At 59.9% G+C, this 16616-nt stretch carries 14 protein-coding genes; 7 read left to right on the forward strand and 7 right to left on the reverse strand.

The window, feature by feature from the left end; translation table 11 throughout:
- Positions 1–56: 56 nt before the first annotated feature.
- From PH552_RS08565 to PH552_RS08580, 4 genes are read left to right on the forward strand one after another with little or no spacing between them, the layout of a single operon-like run.
- Entirely contained in the window at positions 57–1061 is a 1005-nt protein-coding gene (locus PH552_RS08565) for an ABC transporter permease (RefSeq protein ID WP_112344891.1), read from the forward strand.
- Positions 1062–1064: 3 nt separating this feature from the next.
- The gene (locus PH552_RS08570) at positions 1065–1922 is read left to right on the forward strand and encodes an ABC transporter permease (RefSeq protein ID WP_112344892.1); all 858 of its coding nucleotides are present in this window, start codon (positions 1065–1067) and stop codon (positions 1920–1922) included.
- A gap of 2 nt (positions 1923–1924) precedes the next feature.
- Positions 1925–2914 carry an ABC transporter ATP-binding protein gene (locus PH552_RS08575; RefSeq protein ID WP_112344893.1) on the forward strand — a complete coding sequence of 330 codons (990 nt, stop codon included), beginning with the start codon at positions 1925–1927 and terminating at the stop codon, positions 2912–2914.
- On the forward strand, positions 2911–3735 hold the full coding sequence (locus tag PH552_RS08580; protein ID WP_183760890.1) for an ABC transporter ATP-binding protein: 825 nt from the start codon (positions 2911–2913) through the stop codon (positions 3733–3735). Before PH552_RS08575 ends, PH552_RS08580 begins: the two co-directional genes overlap by 4 nt.
- A gap of 10 nt (positions 3736–3745) precedes the next feature.
- Here PH552_RS08580 and PH552_RS08585 read toward each other — a convergent pair whose 3' ends face one another.
- Entirely contained in the window at positions 3746–4177 is a 432-nt protein-coding gene (locus PH552_RS08585) for an Lrp/AsnC family transcriptional regulator (protein ID WP_041678395.1), read from the reverse strand.
- A gap of 138 nt (positions 4178–4315) precedes the next feature.
- Here PH552_RS08585 and PH552_RS08590 point away from each other — a divergent pair, with 138 nt between their 5' ends.
- A complete protein-coding gene (locus PH552_RS08590) occupies positions 4316–5419 on the forward strand; it encodes a saccharopine dehydrogenase family protein (RefSeq protein WP_112344895.1) in 1104 nt (367 codons plus the stop codon).
- Positions 5420–5501: 82 nt separating this feature from the next.
- Here PH552_RS08590 and ydiJ read toward each other — a convergent pair whose 3' ends face one another.
- From ydiJ to hglS, 4 genes are all read right to left on the reverse strand, one after another.
- Positions 5502–8537, reverse strand: a complete 3036-nt coding sequence (ydiJ, locus tag PH552_RS08595; RefSeq protein WP_285165819.1) for a D-2-hydroxyglutarate dehydrogenase YdiJ — start codon at positions 8535–8537, stop codon at positions 5502–5504.
- A gap of 135 nt (positions 8538–8672) precedes the next feature.
- A complete protein-coding gene (locus tag PH552_RS08600; protein ID WP_285165821.1) occupies positions 8673–9908 on the reverse strand; it encodes a pyridoxal phosphate-dependent aminotransferase in 1236 nt (411 codons plus the stop codon).
- Positions 9909–9913: 5 nt separating this feature from the next.
- The gene (amaB, locus tag PH552_RS08605; RefSeq protein ID WP_113250427.1) at positions 9914–11446 is read right to left on the reverse strand and encodes an L-piperidine-6-carboxylate dehydrogenase; all 1533 of its coding nucleotides are present in this window, start codon (positions 11444–11446) and stop codon (positions 9914–9916) included.
- 59 nt (positions 11447–11505) lie between these two features.
- Positions 11506–12900: a 2-oxoadipate dioxygenase/decarboxylase HglS gene (gene hglS, locus PH552_RS08610; RefSeq protein ID WP_113250426.1), complete on the reverse strand. Its 1395-nt coding sequence runs from the start codon at positions 12898–12900 to the stop codon at positions 11506–11508.
- Positions 12901–13004: 104 nt separating this feature from the next.
- On the opposite strand from hglS, the gene PH552_RS08615 reads away from it, so the two are divergent.
- Positions 13005–13913 carry a LysR family transcriptional regulator gene (locus tag PH552_RS08615; protein WP_113250425.1) on the forward strand — a complete coding sequence of 303 codons (909 nt, stop codon included), beginning with the start codon at positions 13005–13007 and terminating at the stop codon, positions 13911–13913.
- 21 nt (positions 13914–13934) lie between these two features.
- On the opposite strand, the gene PH552_RS08620 is transcribed toward PH552_RS08615, so the two are convergent.
- Positions 13935–14459, reverse strand: coding sequence for a 2'-5' RNA ligase family protein (locus PH552_RS08620; protein WP_113250424.1), 525 nt, complete (start codon positions 14457–14459; stop codon positions 13935–13937).
- A 496-nt stretch (positions 14460–14955) separates the two neighbouring features.
- On the opposite strand from PH552_RS08620, the gene PH552_RS08625 reads away from it, so the two are divergent.
- Entirely contained in the window at positions 14956–15618 is a 663-nt protein-coding gene (locus tag PH552_RS08625) for a hypothetical protein (protein ID WP_113250481.1), read from the forward strand.
- 158 nt (positions 15619–15776) lie between these two features.
- Here the strand turns inward: PH552_RS08625 and PH552_RS08630 are convergent, their stop codons facing one another.
- Positions 15777–16616: a mechanosensitive ion channel family protein gene (locus tag PH552_RS08630; RefSeq protein ID WP_113250423.1), complete on the reverse strand. Its 840-nt coding sequence runs from the start codon at positions 16614–16616 to the stop codon at positions 15777–15779.

A 16616-nucleotide genomic window follows, 5' to 3' on the forward strand; every position in this document is an offset into this window, starting at 1 on the left:
GGTCCGGCGATCTTTTCGATAAGAGATGAAATGCGAGCAGTAAGGAAAACGACGGAATGACGTCTTATCCAGTTTTCGTATTGAAACGATTTGGCCAGTTTCTGCTCGTCGTCTTCCTCGGCATATCTGCGACGTTCTTCATCACGCATCTGACACCGATCGATCCGGTCGAGGAAAGCATCGGCGCCATTCAGCAGATGGGGCAATCGGATCCCCGCGCCGTCGAACTGATGCGCGAGTCCCTGCGGGAACTCTACGGCATCGGGGGCTCGATCTGGCAGCAATATCTGCATTTCTGGGCACGCCTTGCGACAGGCGATCTCGGACCGTCGCTCTCGGCATTTCCCACGCCGGTTTCCGCCATCATTGCAAGGGCGCTGCCCTGGACAATCGGTTTGATGACGGTTTCGACAATCATCACATTTCTGATCGGCAATATGATCGGCGCGCTGGCGGGCTATTATCGCAAGAATACGCTGCTGAAGGCGGTCAGTCTCGTTTTCATCGCCATGCAGCCGATACCCTATTACATCCTGGCCTTCGTCCTGATCATTCTCTTCGGCTATATCTGGCCGATCCTGCCGATCAACGGCGGTTACGAGATGAACACCAATCTGCAGCTGTCCTTTGCTTTGGTGCTCGATATTCTGCGCCACTCCATCCTGCCGGCGTTATCCCTGATCCTTGTCGGGACAGGCAGCTGGCTTATCGGCATGCGGGCGCTGGTCTCCAATATCATCACCGAGGATTATGTCGTGTTCGCCGAGCTCGGCGGCGTGCCGAAGCGTAGGATTTTGCGCTCCTACATCGCCCGCAACGCCATGGTGCCGCAGTTTACCGGCCTTGCCATGTCGCTCGGCGCCGTCTTCAACGGCACCGTCATCACCGAGATCGTCTTCGGTTATCCCGGTATCGGCAATCTTCTGATTTCGGCCGTCCATGCCGGCGATTACAGCCTTGTCCTGGGGCTTAGCGCTTTGTCGATTGTCGGCGTCGCCGCCGCGGTCTTCATCATCGACATATTGGGTCCGCTGATCGACCCGCGCATCAAGGTGGAGTAGGCCATGCTGACGATCGTTCGCGACCTTGCTCGCCAGAATGCGGAATTCCTTTGCGGTCTGCTGCTGTTTGCCGTGATTGTCGGAATGGTGATCCTGTCTTATTTTTCGCCTTACGGCTCTTCCGATCTTTATCTGCTGCCGCCCGACATGCCGCCGGATGGACAATACTGGCTGGGCACGACATCGCGCGGCCAGGATGTCTTCTGGCAGCTCGCTGTCGCACTTCGCAACACGCTTTATTTCGGCATCGGCGTTGCCTTTCTGTCCCGCATCATCTCGTTGGTCGTAGGGCTGGTGGCCGGCTACGCCGGCGGCACCGTCGATCGCGTGCTGATGGCGATCAATGACAGCATCATGGTCGTTCCTCAGTTTCCGCTGCTGGTCCTCTTCTATTTCGTGCTCAAGGACGAAATGACCTGGACGGTGCTGATCCTGGTCATGGCGTCGCTCGGCTGGTCTTATGACGCGCGCCTGATCCGTTCGGTGGCGATCAGCCTGAAAACGCGACCCTTCACTACGCAAAGCGTCTATTCCGGCATGAGCATGCGCAAGATCCTCGTGGAGGAGCATCTGCCCTATGTGCTGCCGATCGTCTTCGCCACGACGATGAACAACATGATCTGGTCGATCGGCATGGAGATCACGCTTGCGGTGCTGGGTTTCACTGACATCGAAACGCCGACCATGGGAATGATGATCTATTGGGCCAATGCGCATTCGGCATTGATCGCCGGCACCTGGTGGTGGGTTGCGGCACCCGTCGCCGCCATCGTGGTGCTGTTCATGGCGCTCTTCCTGCTGTCGATGTCGATGAATGAATACAACGATCCGCGCAGTCGTTTGAACCGGATGGGAGGCTAGGCATGGAGGCTGTCGTCGAGGTCAATAACCTCAAGGCCTATTATCGGGCCTTCCTCTACGGCGTCGATCGCGAAGTGCGTGCGGTGGATGATATCAGCCTGTCGATCGGCCGCGGTGAGATCTACGGCGTTGCGGGTGAATCGAGCAGCGGCAAGACGACGTTGATCAAGACGATTGCGGGCGCGATCCGACCGCCGCTTCGTGTCGTCTCCGGTGCGGTCAAATTTCACTTCAATGGCGCAACGCAGGATATTTATGCGATGACGCCTGAGCAGCGGGCGGCGCTTCGCTGGCGGCATCTCTCCTATATCATGCAGGGATCGATGAACGTGCTCAATCCGGTGCGACGCATCCGGCACTCGTTCATCGATTTTGCCTTCCGTCATATGAAGGCCGATCGCGCCACCTTCTTCGACCGCGTCGGCGCCCATCTCCAGCGGCTGAAGCTCGATGCGAATCTTCTCGATGCCTATCCGCATGAATTGTCGGGCGGCATGCGCCAGCGCATGACGATCGCGCTTGCGACCATCCTGACGCCGGAATTCATCATTGCCGACGAGCCGACGACGGCGCTCGATGTTATCGTCCAGCGCGACGTGCTGCAGATGATCCGCGAAATACAGCGCGAGATGGGGTCCTCCTTCCTGTTCGTCACCCACGACATGGGCGTTCACGCCGCAGTCTCCGATCGCATCGGTATCGTCTATGCCGGCCGGTTGGTGGAGGAGGCACCGACGCGCAAGCTTTTCCACCTGCCGCTCCATCCCTATACGCAGCATCTGGTCGCAAGCCTGCCGCGGATCGGCGATGCCTCGACGCGGCCTTCCCTGGAAGGACGACCACCCAATCTTGCCATGCCGCCGGAAGGATGCCGTTTTCATCCACGCTGTCCGAAGCGCATGGACATCTGCAGCCGCGAAGTGCCGCCCATGGTGGCGGTAGAGCCGGATCGACGCGTAGCCTGCTTCGCGGTGACGGGAGGAGGGCGATGAGCGATCTTCTTTCACTCTCGCATGTCAGCAAGGTCTATCGTCAGGGCGGCATGCTCAGCCGGCGCCAGATCGTGGCGGTTCGCAATGTCAATCTGAGCCTCGGAGAGGAGCCGGAAATCCTTTCGATCGTCGGCGAGTCAGGCTCCGGCAAATCCACCATTGCGTCGATGATCCTCGGCCAGACGGCGCCGACATCGGGCAGCCTGAATTTTCGCGGCAGACCGGTGGCCATTCATGGCCGGTCCGAGCGGCGCGCCTTCATGCGGGAGGTACAGCCGGTCCTTCAGAATCCGTTCGAAGCGTTCAACCCCCTCAAGAGGGTTGATCGATATCTTTTTGAAACGGCAAGGAATTTCGCGCCGACCGGCGTGAGGCCAAGTCGGGCGGATGTCGAGCGCATGGCCGACGAGGCGCTTGCCCATATCGGCTTGACGCTTGCCGAGGTGAAGGGGCGGTTTCCGCATGAGCTTTCGGGCGGCCAGCTGCAGCGAACCGCAATCGCCCGCGCGCTCATACCGCAGCCCCGTCTGCTGGTAGCCGACGAGCCGGTTTCGATGGTGGATGCTTCCCTGAGAATGGCGATCGTCAATCTCTTCGGCCAGCTGAAGAAGGAGCTGGGGCTATCGATCATCTACATCACCCATGATCTGGCGACTGCCTATTACATCAGCGATCGCATCATCATCATGAAGAAGGGCGAGATCGTCGAGCAGGGCGGTGCGCGTGCGGTTCTGGATAATCCGCAGCATCCCTATTCGCGGGCTTTGAAGGAGGCTGTCCTCTCCACCACGCCCGAAGTCGAGCCGGTCTCGATCGCATGATCGGTCACTTTCAACGCGAGATCCGCGTCGAAAGGATGATGGATGACAGGGTGCGTTCGACGCCGTCGATCGTGCCGATGCCGTCGATCAGCTGATCCAGCTCGGAGATCGACGGTGCTGCGATGATAGCGATCAGATCGAATGTGCCGCTGACGGAATGAAGCGTCGTTACCTCGGGGATAGCATTCAGCGATGCGGTCACGGCTGATAATGCCTTCGGCGCGATCGTGATCAGTACATGCGCCCGAATGAGGCCCGATAGATAGGTTTCCGACAGCCGCACGCCATAGCCCGCAATCACGCCTTCTCGCTCCAGCCGCTCGAGCCTCGCCTGAACGGTGGTGCGCGACAGCGAAAGCTTTTTGGCGAGAGTCGCGACAGGCATTCGGGCATTCTGGCCGAGCAAGGCGATCAGTTCGCGGTCCTTATCGGTGACCTGCATGGCGACTCCTGCATTTTGCAAATTCTATTCGTCAATTTGTATAGATTTATACAGCGAAATGCATTTTTCGTCGCTATGAATCGTTCAACTCCTACCTACACTTATAAAAACCTTATCAATGAAATGCAGGGGAGTCATATGAAAGACATAGTGGTCATCGGTGCGGGCAAGATCGGTGGGGCGATCGCTCTGATGCTGGCGGAAACAGGCGATTACACGGTCGTTGTCGCCGACCGCAGCCAGGAACAGCTCGACAAGATCGACCGTCACCCCGCGATTTCCACCGCCGCCGTCGATATTGCCGACCGCGCCGGGCTCGTAGGCGTTCTGAAGGGCAAGTTCGCCGTTCTGTCGGCCGCCCCGTTCCATCTCACAGGTTTCGTCGCGGAAGCGGCACTTGAAGCCGGCGTTCATTATCTCGACCTCACCGAAGACGTGGCCACGACCAAGAAGGTCGAGGAACTGGCTCAGGGAGCAAATACCGCCTTTATCCCGCAATGCGGACTTGCGCCGGGCTTCATCTCGATCGTCGCCAATGATCTTACCAAGCATTTCGACAGCCTCGACAGCGTGCGCATGCGCGTCGGCGCGCTGCCGCAGTATCCCTCCAACGCTCTGAACTACAATCTGACCTGGAGCACGGACGGCCTCATCAACGAATATATCGAGCCCTGCGAAGCGATCGTCGAAGGCAAGCTCGTGACCGTGCCGGCCATGGAAGAGCGCGAGGAGTTCTCGCTCGACGGCGTCACCTACGAAGCCTTCAACACGTCTGGCGGCCTCGGCACGCTCGCCAAGACGCTGGCTGGCCGCGTGCGGACGATGAACTACCGCACCATCCGCTATCCCGGCCATCAGGCCATCATCAAGGCGCTGCTGAACGACCTCAACCTCAAGAACCGCCGCGATGTGCTGAAGGATCTCTTCGAGAACGCGCTGCCGGCCACCATGCAGGACGTGGTCGTCGTTTTCGTCACCGTGTGCGGTTGGCGCGAGGGCCGCTACATGCAAGAAACCTATGCCAACAAGGTCTATGCAGGCATCGTTGCCGGCAAGAAGATGAGCGCCATCCAGATCACCACCGCAGCCGGCATTACGACCGTGCTTGATCTTCTCGCTCAGGGCAAGCTGCCCTCCAAGGGCTTCGTTTGCCAGGAAGAAATCGATCTCGGCGATTTCCTCGCCAATCGCTTCGGACAGGTTTACAGCCTCGAGAAGATCAGGATGAAAGAAGCCGTCTAAGCGGCTATTCCTATTGCTGTTTTGAAATGTGGCGCCTTCGGGCGCCACATGTGTTTGGCCCTTGGAAACGGCGCTGCAGAGACTAACTTATCAGTCGTTCGAGGATCTCGACGGGATGCGGGATGGCTTGATGATCAATCTTGGCGACCTGCGAACGACAAGAAAATCCAGTCGCCATGACGACGGCCCGATTGCCGTTCTCGGCGATCCTGTCCTGCCAGCTCATCGCGTAAAGCTTTTCCGAGATGGCACGATTGCGCACTTCGTGCCCGAAGGTGCCGGCCATGCCGCAGCAGCCGACATCGGGCATATCTAGCCTGATTCCCAATTTCCCGAAGAGCACGGACCATTGCTTGAGGGCAGCCGGAGCGTTCGTTTTCTCCGTGCAATGGGCAAGCAGCGTGAAGCGCTCTTGCGACAGGGCCTGTGGCGGCGGCAATCGGTCGAGATTGGCGCCGAGCCATTCCTGAAGCAGCAGCACCGGCGCCTGCAGCTTGGCGGATGGCAGGGCTGCATATTCGCCGCGATAGGTCAGCGTCATCGATGGATCGATGCCGACAAGCGATATGCCCAGTTGCGAGATGCGATCGAGATAGTCGCGAGATTTCACCGCCGCCTTCTCGAAGCGGCCGAGATAGCCATGGACATGCAGGGCCTTGCCGTTGCTCGGTGACATAGCGAGCCACGGCTTGAAGCCCATTTTCAGCGCGAGCTTGAGCGCAGCGATGACAACGGCTGGATCAAAATAGGTGGAGAAGACGTCGGCAACGATGACGACAGCTTGGGTGCGCTCCTCCGCGGAGAGCTTTCCCAACAGTTCAGGAGTAGCAAGCTGCACGCGGAGACGAGCCGCTTCCCGTTCGAGCGATGCGGCAGGCATGGCCGGAAGCGCGGTGAGACCGGCAAGCCGCATCAAGGCCTGGCCGATACTGGAGCCCGTCAGCAGGTTGTAGCCAAGCTTGAAACGCGCCATCAGCGGCAGGGTAGTCTCGATGGCGGCGACGATCGGGTCCTTCAACGGCCTGACATAGCGGCCGTAATAGAGCTCCAGAAACTTCGATCTGAAGGCTGGGACGCTGACTTTGACGGGACATTGGCCGGCGCAGGCCTTGCAGGCGAGGCAGGTATCCATCGCTGCTCGCACCTCATGGGAAAAGTCGTCGCGATTGGCCGGATTGAGCGAGTTCACGGTTCGCCGCGAGAGATTGCCGAAAGGATTGGCGCGGCGCAAAGCTTCCGCCTCTCGCCGCGGATCGATCTTCCGCTCCGCCAGCAGGCGCAGCCATTCGCGCATCAATGCCGCGCGACCCTTCGGCGAATAGCGCCGGTCGCCCGTCGCCTTGAAAGAGGGGCACATCGGGCTTGTCGCGTCGAAATCGAAACAGGCGCCGTTACCGTTGCAATAGGCTGCATTGTCGAAGGCGGCACGGATGTCGTTGCCGATGATGCGGTCCAAGTCGCCACGCAGTGACACTTCGTCGATCTTCAGCAACGGGCGGGATGAGCCGGATGCGATCTTGCCGGGATTGAGGCGATCGCCGGGGTCGAATGCGCGCTTGATGTCCTGCAGGCTCGGATAAAGCTCGCCAAAATATTCAGGGACATATTCCGAGCGAACGCCCTTGCCATGTTCACCCCAGAGCACGCCGCCATATTTGCGGGTGAGGGCAACGACGCCGTCGCTGATCCTCCGGACGAGCGGCTGATGGTCCGCGCGGGTGAGATCGAGCGCCGGGCGGACATGCAGCACGCCGGCATCGACATGGCCGAACATGCCGTAATCCAGCCCCTCGGCATCGAGTAGGGCGCGAAATTCTCTTATATAAGCGGCCAGATGCTCGGGCGGAACGGCGGTGTCCTCGACAAAGGGCACCGGCCGCACCGGCCCTTCGACATTGCCGAGCAGACCGACGGCGCGTTTGCGCATCGACCATATCGCCTCGATCTCGCTCTTTTCGCGGGCGACCGTATAACCCTTGTGACGCGCGGAAGAACGGTCATCAAGGGCCGCGGTGACATCCGCGAGCTTGCGTTCCAGCTCGTCGCGATCGTCAGCCAGCACCTCGACGATATTGATGCCATTGGCCGAGCCGGACGCATCCTCCGGAAAGAAGTGGGCGATGCCGCTCCAGACGATGTCGCCCTTGGCGAGACCCAGCACCTTCTCGTCGACTGTCTCGACCGAGGCGACCTTCAGCGCCACTAACCGTCTGGCATCTTCGAGCGCCGTGTTGAAATCATCATAGCGGATATTGATGAGGGCAGATTGCGCCGGGATCGGCAGCACGTTGAGTTCGGCCTCGGCGATCATCGCAAGCGTGCCTTCGGAGCCGCACAGCACTGCATTCAGATCGAAGCGGCCGTCCTCGCACCTGATATGGGCAAGATCATAGCCGGTCATGTATCGGTTGAGCTTGGGGAAGGTCGCCGCGATCAGCTCGCTTTTGTCCCTAGCGATTGCATCCACCACCCGGTGAATTTCGCCGATCCGATCGTCACGCGCCTTGATCTCGTCCAGCTCGGGATTGCCAAGCGGGCGCGACCACCAGTCGCTGCCATCGCAAAGCACCACACGAAGGCCGAGAACGTGGTTGCTGGTCTTGCCGTAGAGACAGGAGCCCTGGCCGCAGGCATCAGTGGAGATCATGCCGCCGATGGTGGCGCGGTCGGAGGTGGAAAGCTCTGGCGCAAAGAATAGGCCGTACGGTTTCAACGCCTTGTTCAATTGATCCTTGACGACACCGGCCTCGACACGGGCGATCTTTCGAACCGGATCGATCTCCAGGATGCGGTTCATATGTCGGGAGCAGTCGACGACGACGCCCGAGGTCAGGGATTGCCCGTTCGTTCCGGTGCCACCGCCGCGGGGAGTGATGACAAGATCGGAAAAGGCAGGTTCAGATAAGGCTTTGGCGATGATTTTCAGATCATCGGCGCCGCGTGGATAGAGAAGGGCGGCAGGCTTGACCTGATAGATGGAATTGTCGGTCGAGGCGACTGTCCGCGCGCCGTCCTCCGTCTCAACATCTCCTTGAAAACCAAGTGCTGACAGACGACGGGCGAAGGCGCCGGTCTGATGTAGCGAACTGTCTTTCGCCGAAACGAGGCGTGGTATCATGATGCGAAGACTTCCGGCGTTTTACGCGGTGATTGGAGCATTCCCGCTTTTAAACAGAATTACGGGAATGCTCTATCTCTTTGTTTTCACGCAGTTCCGGATGGACAGCCGTTTTGTGCGTCGGTCGCAGCTGCTCTAGCGCCGGAGCGCCGCGCAGGCCCTTTCGATGCGATCAAGCGCTTCGACGAGATCGGCTTCCGATGTCGCATAGGAAATGCGGAAATAGGCCGACAATCCGAAGGCGGAGCCGGGCACGACGGCGACATGGGCCTCATCGAGCAGATAGGCGCAGAAATCCGCATCCGTCTCGATCATCTTTCCGGACGGTGTCGTCGTTCCAAGCACGCCGGCGCAATCCGAGAATGTGTAGAAGGCGCCTTCCGGCACAAGGCAATCCAGGCCTTCAATGGCGTTCAGCCTGTTGACCACAAGATCACGGCGACGCTGGAAACTTGCTTTGCGACCCTCGAGAAAATCCTGCGGGCCATTCAGTGCGGCAACGGCCGCCGCCTGGCTGATGGAGGAGGGGCAGGAGGTCGCCTGGCTCTGGATGACCGCCATCGCCTTGATGAGGGCCTTCGGACCGCCCGCATAGCCGATGCGCCAGCCGGTCATGGCATAGGCCTTGGAAACGCCGTTGACCGTCAGCGTCCGGCTCTTGAGGCTCGGCGTGATCGCGACGGGGGTGACGAACTGAAAGCCCTCATAGACGATGTGCTCATACATATCGTCGACCATCAGCCAGACATGCGGATGGCGCAGCAGCACCTCGATCAGCGGCCGATAATCAGCCTCGGAATAGGCGGCACCCGATGGATTCGACGGCGAATTGAGAAGCAGCCAGCGCGTCCTCGGCGTGATCGCCTGTTCAAGCTGGTCAGCCTTCAGGCGGAAGCCCGCGGCAGCATCGCAGGGGATCAGAACGGGCACGCCGCCGCAAATCTCGACGATATCGGAATAGGAGGTCCAATAGGGCGTCGGGATGATGACTTCATCGCCCGGATTGATCGACGCCATGAAGGCATTGAACAGGATCTGCTTGGCACCTGTCGCCACAGTGATTTCGTCGAGTGCGTAGTCGATGCCGTTCTCACGTTTGAATTTTCCGGCAATCGCGTTCTTCAGCTCCGGCGTGCCGTCGAGCGCGGTATATTTCGTTTCGCCACGATCGATGGCGGCCTTGGCGGCTTCCTTGACATTGTCGGGCGTGTCGAAATCCGGTTCGCCGGCGCCGAGAATGATGACCGGAAGGCCCTCCCGCTTCATCGCATTGGCGCGCGCGCCGATCTGAAGAATGGTGGAAACGCCGATGGAGGCGATCCGCGAAGCGGGCTTGAAGCCCGCCTCTTCGATTTTGGTCGCGACCGTCATGGAACTTACTCGATGTCGAAGGAGACACCCTGCGCCAACGGCAGGGCCTTGGAGTAGTTCACCGTGTTGGTTGCCCGGCGCATATAGGCCTTCCAGGCGTCGGAGCCGGATTCGCGGCCGCCGCCGGTTTCCTTCTCGCCGCCGAATGCGCCACCGATTTCAGCGCCCGAGGTGCCGATGTTGACGTTGGCGATACCGCAATCGGAGCCGTCAGCTGCCAGGAAGCGCTCGGATTCCTGCATATCACGCGTGAAGATCGAGGACGACAGGCCGGCGGCAACGGCATTGTGCTCATCGATGACAGCGTCGAAATCGTCATAGGGCATGACGTAGAGGATGGGCGCGAAGGTTTCTTCCATGACCGGGCCTGCCTGCTTCGGCATTTCCACAAGCGCCGGCTTTGCGTAATAGCCATCGGCATGGCCGATATCGACGCGCTCGCCGCCGGTGACGGAGCCGCCATGGGCCTTCGCCTCGGCAATGGCCTTCTGCATGCCGTCGAACGCTGCCTTATCGATCAGCGGGCCCACGAGCGCGGAAGAGTGTAGAGGGTCGCCGACCGATACGCTCTGATAGGCCTTCTTCAGCCGCGGAACGAGCTGATCGTAGACGCATTTGTGGACGAAGAGACGGCGCAGCGTCGTGCAGCGCTGGCCGGCGGTACCCATGGCGCCGAAGGCGATGGCGCGCAGCGCCATATCGAGATCGGCCGAGGGGCAGACGATGCCGGCATTGTTGCCGCCGAGTTCGAGAATGGCGCGGGCAAAACGCTTGGCAAGCCGCGGTCCGACTTCACGGCCCATGCGGGTCGAGCCGGTTGCCGAAACGAGCGGCACCTTCGGATGGTCGACGAGGACTTCGCCGATGGCGCGATCGCCGATCAGAACCTGCGACAGGCCCTCCGGCGCGTCGCCGAAGCGGGCAAGCGCACGATCGAGGATCGCCTGCGAGGCAAGTGCGGTCAGCGGCGTCTTTTCCGAGGGTTTCCAGACGACGGCGTCGCCGCAGATCAGTGCCAGCGCCGCGTTCCACGACCAGACCGCGACCGGGAAGTTGAAGGCGGAGATGATGCCGACGACGCCGAGCGGATGCCAGGTTTCCATCATGCGATGGCCCGGACGTTCGGTGGCGATCGTCAGGCCGTACAGCTGGCGGGAAAGGCCGACGGCGAAATCGCAGATGTCGATCATTTCCTGCACTTCGCCGAGCCCCTCGGAGCGGATCTTGCCGGCTTCGATGGAAACCAGACGGCCGAGATCGTCCTTGGCGGCGCGCAGTTCTTCGCCGAGCAGGCGCACCAGTTCGCCGCGCTTCGGTGCCGGAACAAGGCGCCAGGCGCGGAATGCGGCATGCGCCTTCTCGATTTTCTTCGCCGCTTCATCGGCCGAAACGGTCTTGAGGCTGCCGATCTTCTCGCCGGTGACCGGGGAGTATGAGGGCATGTCGCCCTCAGCATAAAGCGCCTTGTCGACGCCGAGCTTTTCGAGAATGGCGGCAGCTTCGGCTGCGACGGAAGGGGTCTTGGCTGCGATATTCATCTCATGAAACTCCACTTGCATTGATCCGGGTAGTGCGCGGCTGTCATCGCCGCATCACTTCACTCGGCGGCGTCTTGTTTGGAAAGGGCTCGTAGGCAGGCGTCGATCGATGCCTGTTCGATGCCGGCGTAATGATCAAATTCGTTCAGCACCTTCATGCCGAGATCGGCTTCGAAGCGCTGCTGGTTCGGGCTGGCGACGAAGTCCTGCTGCGCGCCATCGCCGAGATTGGACTGGAAGATGCCGGCAGCACTGACGGGCAGGAAGTCCTCGTAGACGATCGGATCGAACTGGACGAGGCCCTGATCGATCAGCGCGTCGACATCGCCATGGCTCGTTGCGGCGGTCTTGCCCTTGGCCGTCAGCGAATAGGTGAAGTAGCCGAGGCCTTCAGCGCGGATCGCCGCCCAGTCATCCGGGAATTCAGCAAAGCTCTCGGCAAGTGCGGCCTCATAATCGCGCGCGTTCGATCCATCGGCGGCCGGCCGTACGATCTTGCGCGACTGATCGAGCAGCTTGTCATAAAGCGCGCGGCCCTTCGGCGTCAGCGCAATGCCGCGCTGTTCGATCTCGCCGAAGCGGGCGGTGTGCGAGCCTTCTTCCCAGACGCCATCGGCATTGCGGAAGGAAACGGGTTCTTCCAGCGCCTTGAACGAGGTCTGGCGCAGCAGGACCGGGCAGGAGCGTGTCGGCGGTCCTTCGACCACGGCCTTCGGTGCGATATCGTAATCCGGCATCAGCGCCTGCACCTGGTCGATATCCAGCGTGCGCGGAGTCAGATGATTGATGTGCGGTCCCTTGAAGGACACGACATCGGCAATCAGGCGATGGGCATCGTGGAGCCGATGGTACATGCCAGCATCAACATTGGCTTCGTCATGCCAGCGGAAGGTCTCCAAAACCTCGCCGACGAAGCGCTGGGCGTCGCCCTTGTTCAGGCCGCCTTCGCGCTCTGCCTTTTCGGTCAGTGCGACGGCGCCATCGGTGAAAATCCGGCGCTTGGCCAGAATCTCTGCGGCTGCCTTGCGAAGATCTTCGTCGGCGACGAGATCGAGCCGCAGCAGCGAGGTGAAAACGCGGAAGGGATTGCGCTTCAGCTCCTTATCGCCGATCGGGCGGAATGCGGTCGAATGAACCGGCACGCCGGCGGTCGAAAGATCATAATAACCGACCGGATACATGCCCATGACGGCGAAGACGCGTGCCATCATCGCAAGCTCTGCCGCGGTGCCGAGCCGGATGGCGCCGTGACGTTCCTCGGAGATGCGATCGAGATAATCCGTCGCCTCCAGCCGCTCCTTAAGCCTTGGCTGTGCCACCAGCGTTTCGTCGTTGACGCGGGCGACCAGCTCCATCAGCGTGCCGTAGGCGGGCACTTCTTCGCGATACATCGCCGACATGGCGGCGGAAAAAGCGCTGCGAATATCGCTGGTTGAGACGTGATCAGGCTTCATGTGCGATCTCTTCCTGAAAGACTATGTCATTCCTATCTAGCAGAATATATCTTGTTGGGCAGCTGGTCTTGTGAGAGAGAATTCTAACTTGATGCGAAAATGGAATGACCATGCGTCGACGCCTTATCCCTGACATCGTCAATCTTCAGGCGTTCGAATGCGCCGCGCGCCATCAGAATTTTTCGCGTGCCGCCGAAGAACTCAATCTTACCCAAAGCGCGGTCAGCCGGCAAATCAGCGATCTCGAGCAGCAGACGGGCCTGAAGCTGTTCGAGCGTGTCCGCCAGCGCGTCGTGCTGTCCGAGGCCGGACTTCGGTTATTGCCGGAGGTCAAGGACCTGCTCTTGCGCTCGGAGCGGCTGATGATCGGCGCCGTTGCCGCCGGCCAGATGAAATTGTCTCTGAAGGTCGCGACCTTGCCGACCTTCGGCACGCGCTGGCTGGTGCCTCGCCTCGGCCGGTTTCTCGACGAACATCGCGATGTCGCGGTCACGGTTGAATCCCGGTCCAAGCCCTTCAATTTTGAGGAGGATAATTTCGATCTTGCCATTCACTATGGCCTACCGGCCTGGGCCGGCGCGGTTGCTACTTTTCTTTGCAACGAGACCGTGCTGCCCGTTGCCAGCCGGGAACTTGCCGGACGGCTGGCTCTTGTCTTGCCGCAGGAACTATCGGGAGCGCCGCTGCTGCATCTGACGACGCGCCCGAAGCTTTGGGCCCAATGGTTCGATCTGCAGGAGTTGCCGACGGAGAATGCCTATCCCGGCGCGCGCTTCGACCAGTTTTCCATGATCATCGCCGCAGCCATTGCCGGGCTCGGCGTGGCGCTTCTGCCGACCTATCTCATCGAGGAAGAACTGAGGGTCGGCACGCTTCTGCCGCTGTTTAATCTGCCGATGCCGACCGAGAACAGCTATTACGTCGTGATGCCGGAAAAGAAGCAGACGAACGAGACTGCGACATCGTTTCGGGACTGGCTCCTGAGCGAGGTCACGCCACAGAGACAGGTTTGATGTGAATTGAAATTTGGGTGTTTAGTTGCCTGCCGCAGAGGATTTGAATGGCACCGTGGCTTCATGCCGCCACGGACCGCCCAGATAGCTGGAAAGATCAATTCCGATAATTCTGATCGGGCGCTGTTCAAACTCCCCTCGCAGTCGAAAGAAAAGCGCATCCGCTTTTGCTCTCGGCACCTTGTTCTGGATAGTGATGTGCGGTTGCCACCTCTGCAGGTCCTTAGGCCCAGGCCACGAGCCGAACAGCCCCATCATTTCGGCGCGCAGATCGAACAGGCCGGGACTGTCGATTGCAAATGCGACGCCGGCGCCGAGGTGGCGAACGCCACTCACGATGGCCGCCGGCGCCGTCCGATCCTCGACGAGCTCTGCGACCAGTTCCTGCACGCGTGCAAGATGCTGCCCCGGAAGATGGTGGAAGATCGTCACATGAGCCTCTAGAAAGTTCCCTTCGGAAGGAAAATTCTCCTCACGAAGGCGATTGAAGGGAAGGAGGTCTTCAGGGAGGACGCGTGCCGTGACGATGATGGGCGGAATGCGCAACGATGTTTCCTTTCGAGCGGAAAACTATCCGATATCCATCATATTGTCAGCGCAGGATAGAATATGGATGGCTGCCACCTTGCTGACGCTCGGTCGCGCGCCGGCATTCGATCGCGGGAATGTGATCGTCCGCCATCGAAAGCATGACTGGTCGAAGAGGGCCGGTTTTTCAGGCCATTGCGATGATGTCGCTTTCATGCGGCGACGTCGCAGGCGCGACATGTGTGCAACGCAGCAAAAAACATCGGTCCAAGGGGTTTACAAGCGCCGTCGCGGATGGGAATCTTTTGCACGAAGGGAGCTGCTTGATTTGGAGCGGCGTCATTCCCTTCGATCGGATGCCGTCATCTTGTGGCTCCGATGCGCTGCAATCTGCTGGCGCTTAAGCGAACAAAATCAATCCGAAGCCAGAATGCGGCATTGTTCCGTATCTGGCTGTTGTCTCAGTGCGCCCTGGACATTGTCGCGTCCGGGCAAGGTAAATTCGGGCTTTAGCATGGGCTTCAAGTCAAAACGCGTCCTGCGTGGCGTTCTTGGTCTTTTCGCGAGTGTCAGCCTGCCGCAGGTGTCCAAAGCCAGCGATCTGATGATCTGGTCGCCGGTCAAGGTCGCGCCGCGAACGTACAAGACGACGCTTGGTTTTCGGCTGCCGATGGCATGGGACGTCAGCGCGGGCATGGATCTCGGGTTGGGTAGCGCCACGAGCGGCGCGATCCTGCGCAGCAGCAGCCTGGCGACGCTATGGGGTACGGCGATCGACGATCACAGGCGATTTTCGACCGTATGGCGTCGCGAAGTCGCCCTGAGGGTCGATACTCTCAACAGCACGGGAACTCTTTGTCTCGAACGCTCGCGGAGCTGGACGGTATCCGAAAACCTGGATATGAGCACATCCCGCTCCCTGAACCTGAATTACGCAGGATCGCGAAACGCGGCGAATTCCATCACTGCGACGCAGGCCGTCACCCTCGCCATTCCATGGACGGGAACCTCGTTTTCCGCAGTCGGCAATCTGAGGGATGTGGGCAACAGCTTTTCCAGCACGGTCTCATTTCAGCAGCCATTGGCGCCGAATCTCAAGTTTTCGGCATCCTTCGCCGATCTGGAGACTTTGACGCCGGCCGGCAATCTGCGCGTTGATTACCGGGTCAAATGGTAGGGCGGGCCGGTAAAGCCTTTGCCTGTTATGTGCGGAACAAACGCCACTCATGGAAGTTTAAGGCAGGCAAGAGACCGATCTTGCTCGAGGTGTTATAGCCTCGCGAAGCCTGCCGCTGGTTCAGCTCCCTGCCGGCGGCAGGCTTGGCGCGAAGAGGGTCAATCGGTCGGCCCACTAGGTTCGGTGGGTGATTTGATGGTGATGTCGGGCCCCGTGATTCGGGCCTTCAGCCTTGATACGACATCATGCCGAACATCTGTCCATGATGCCGTGATCGTCCAATATTCGATGTTCAAGACGGTCTGATCGACGGCCAGATCGTCGAGATAGACCTTCGGCGCGGGGGCATTCCTGATGCGCTGATCCGCCTTCAAGACGTCGAGAATGGTCTTGCGGGCAAGGTCGATGTCGACATTTTCGCCCAAGGCGACGGACAATTCCTGGCGGCGGTCCGGCTCGCGGCTATAGTTGATGATGGGGGTATTCCAGAGCGTGGAATTCGGCGCCATGAGATAGAGGCCGTCCGCTGTCTTCATCTCCGTTGCAAAGAGCCCGATATCCCTGATGTAGCCTTTGACGTTGGCCGTCTCGATATATTCGCCGACCCGGAATGGCCGCAGGATCAGCAGCATGATGCCAGCCGCGATATTTTGCAGCGTGCCTTGCAGCGCCAGGCCGATCGCCAGGCCGGCCGCGCCGAGAGCGGCAATGATGGAGGCGGTCTGAACGCCGAATTGTCCCAAAACGGTGATGAAGACCAGTATCAGCAGGCTGTAGTGCAGGACATTCTGGAAGAAACTCGCCAGGGTCTCGTCAATGCCGCGAATGCGGGAAATGACGCGATAGGCCGAGCGGCTGATAATGCCGGCGAGAATCCAGCCGCCGATCAGAAGAATGATGGCGCCGAGGATCGAAAAACCATAGTGGACGGCAAGTGCAGCGGCTTGATCGAGTGCGGTCCGGGTGGCGACGACGACATTGGTCGTTTGATCTTCCAT

The organism is Rhizobium aureum, from assembly GCF_030182495.1.
GTDB lineage: Bacteria > Pseudomonadota > Alphaproteobacteria > Rhizobiales > Rhizobiaceae > Rhizobium > Rhizobium tropici_C.

What these genes read in the sequence shown, in the direction of transcription:
- PH552_RS08565 (WP_112344891.1), top strand. Translation starts at nt 57, where the DNA reads ATGACGTCTTATCCAGTTTTCGTATTGAAACGATTTGGCCAGTTTCTG.
- PH552_RS08570 (WP_112344892.1), top strand. Translation starts at nt 1,065, where the DNA reads ATGCTGACGATCGTTCGCGACCTTGCTCGCCAGAATGCGGAATTCCTT.
- PH552_RS08575 (WP_112344893.1), top strand. Translation starts at nt 1,925, where the DNA reads ATGGAGGCTGTCGTCGAGGTCAATAACCTCAAGGCCTATTATCGGGCC.
- PH552_RS08580 (WP_183760890.1), top strand. Translation starts at nt 2,911, where the DNA reads ATGAGCGATCTTCTTTCACTCTCGCATGTCAGCAAGGTCTATCGTCAG.
- PH552_RS08585 (WP_041678395.1), bottom strand. Translation starts at nt 4,177, where the DNA reads ATGCAGGTCACCGATAAGGACCGCGAACTGATCGCCTTGCTCGGCCAG.
- PH552_RS08590 (WP_112344895.1), top strand. Translation starts at nt 4,316, where the DNA reads ATGAAAGACATAGTGGTCATCGGTGCGGGCAAGATCGGTGGGGCGATC.
- ydiJ (WP_285165819.1), bottom strand. Translation starts at nt 8,537, where the DNA reads ATGATACCACGCCTCGTTTCGGCGAAAGACAGTTCGCTACATCAGACC.
- PH552_RS08600 (WP_285165821.1), bottom strand. Translation starts at nt 9,908, where the DNA reads ATGACGGTCGCGACCAAAATCGAAGAGGCGGGCTTCAAGCCCGCTTCG.
- amaB (WP_113250427.1), bottom strand. Translation starts at nt 11,446, where the DNA reads ATGAATATCGCAGCCAAGACCCCTTCCGTCGCAGCCGAAGCTGCCGCC.
- hglS (WP_113250426.1), bottom strand. Translation starts at nt 12,900, where the DNA reads ATGAAGCCTGATCACGTCTCAACCAGCGATATTCGCAGCGCTTTTTCC.
- PH552_RS08615 (WP_113250425.1), top strand. Translation starts at nt 13,005, where the DNA reads ATGACCATGCGTCGACGCCTTATCCCTGACATCGTCAATCTTCAGGCG.
- PH552_RS08625 (WP_113250481.1), top strand. Translation starts at nt 14,956, where the DNA reads ATGGGCTTCAAGTCAAAACGCGTCCTGCGTGGCGTTCTTGGTCTTTTC.
- PH552_RS08630 (WP_113250423.1), bottom strand. Translation starts at nt 16,616, where the DNA reads ATGGAAGATCAAACGACCAATGTCGTCGTCGCCACCCGGACCGCACTC.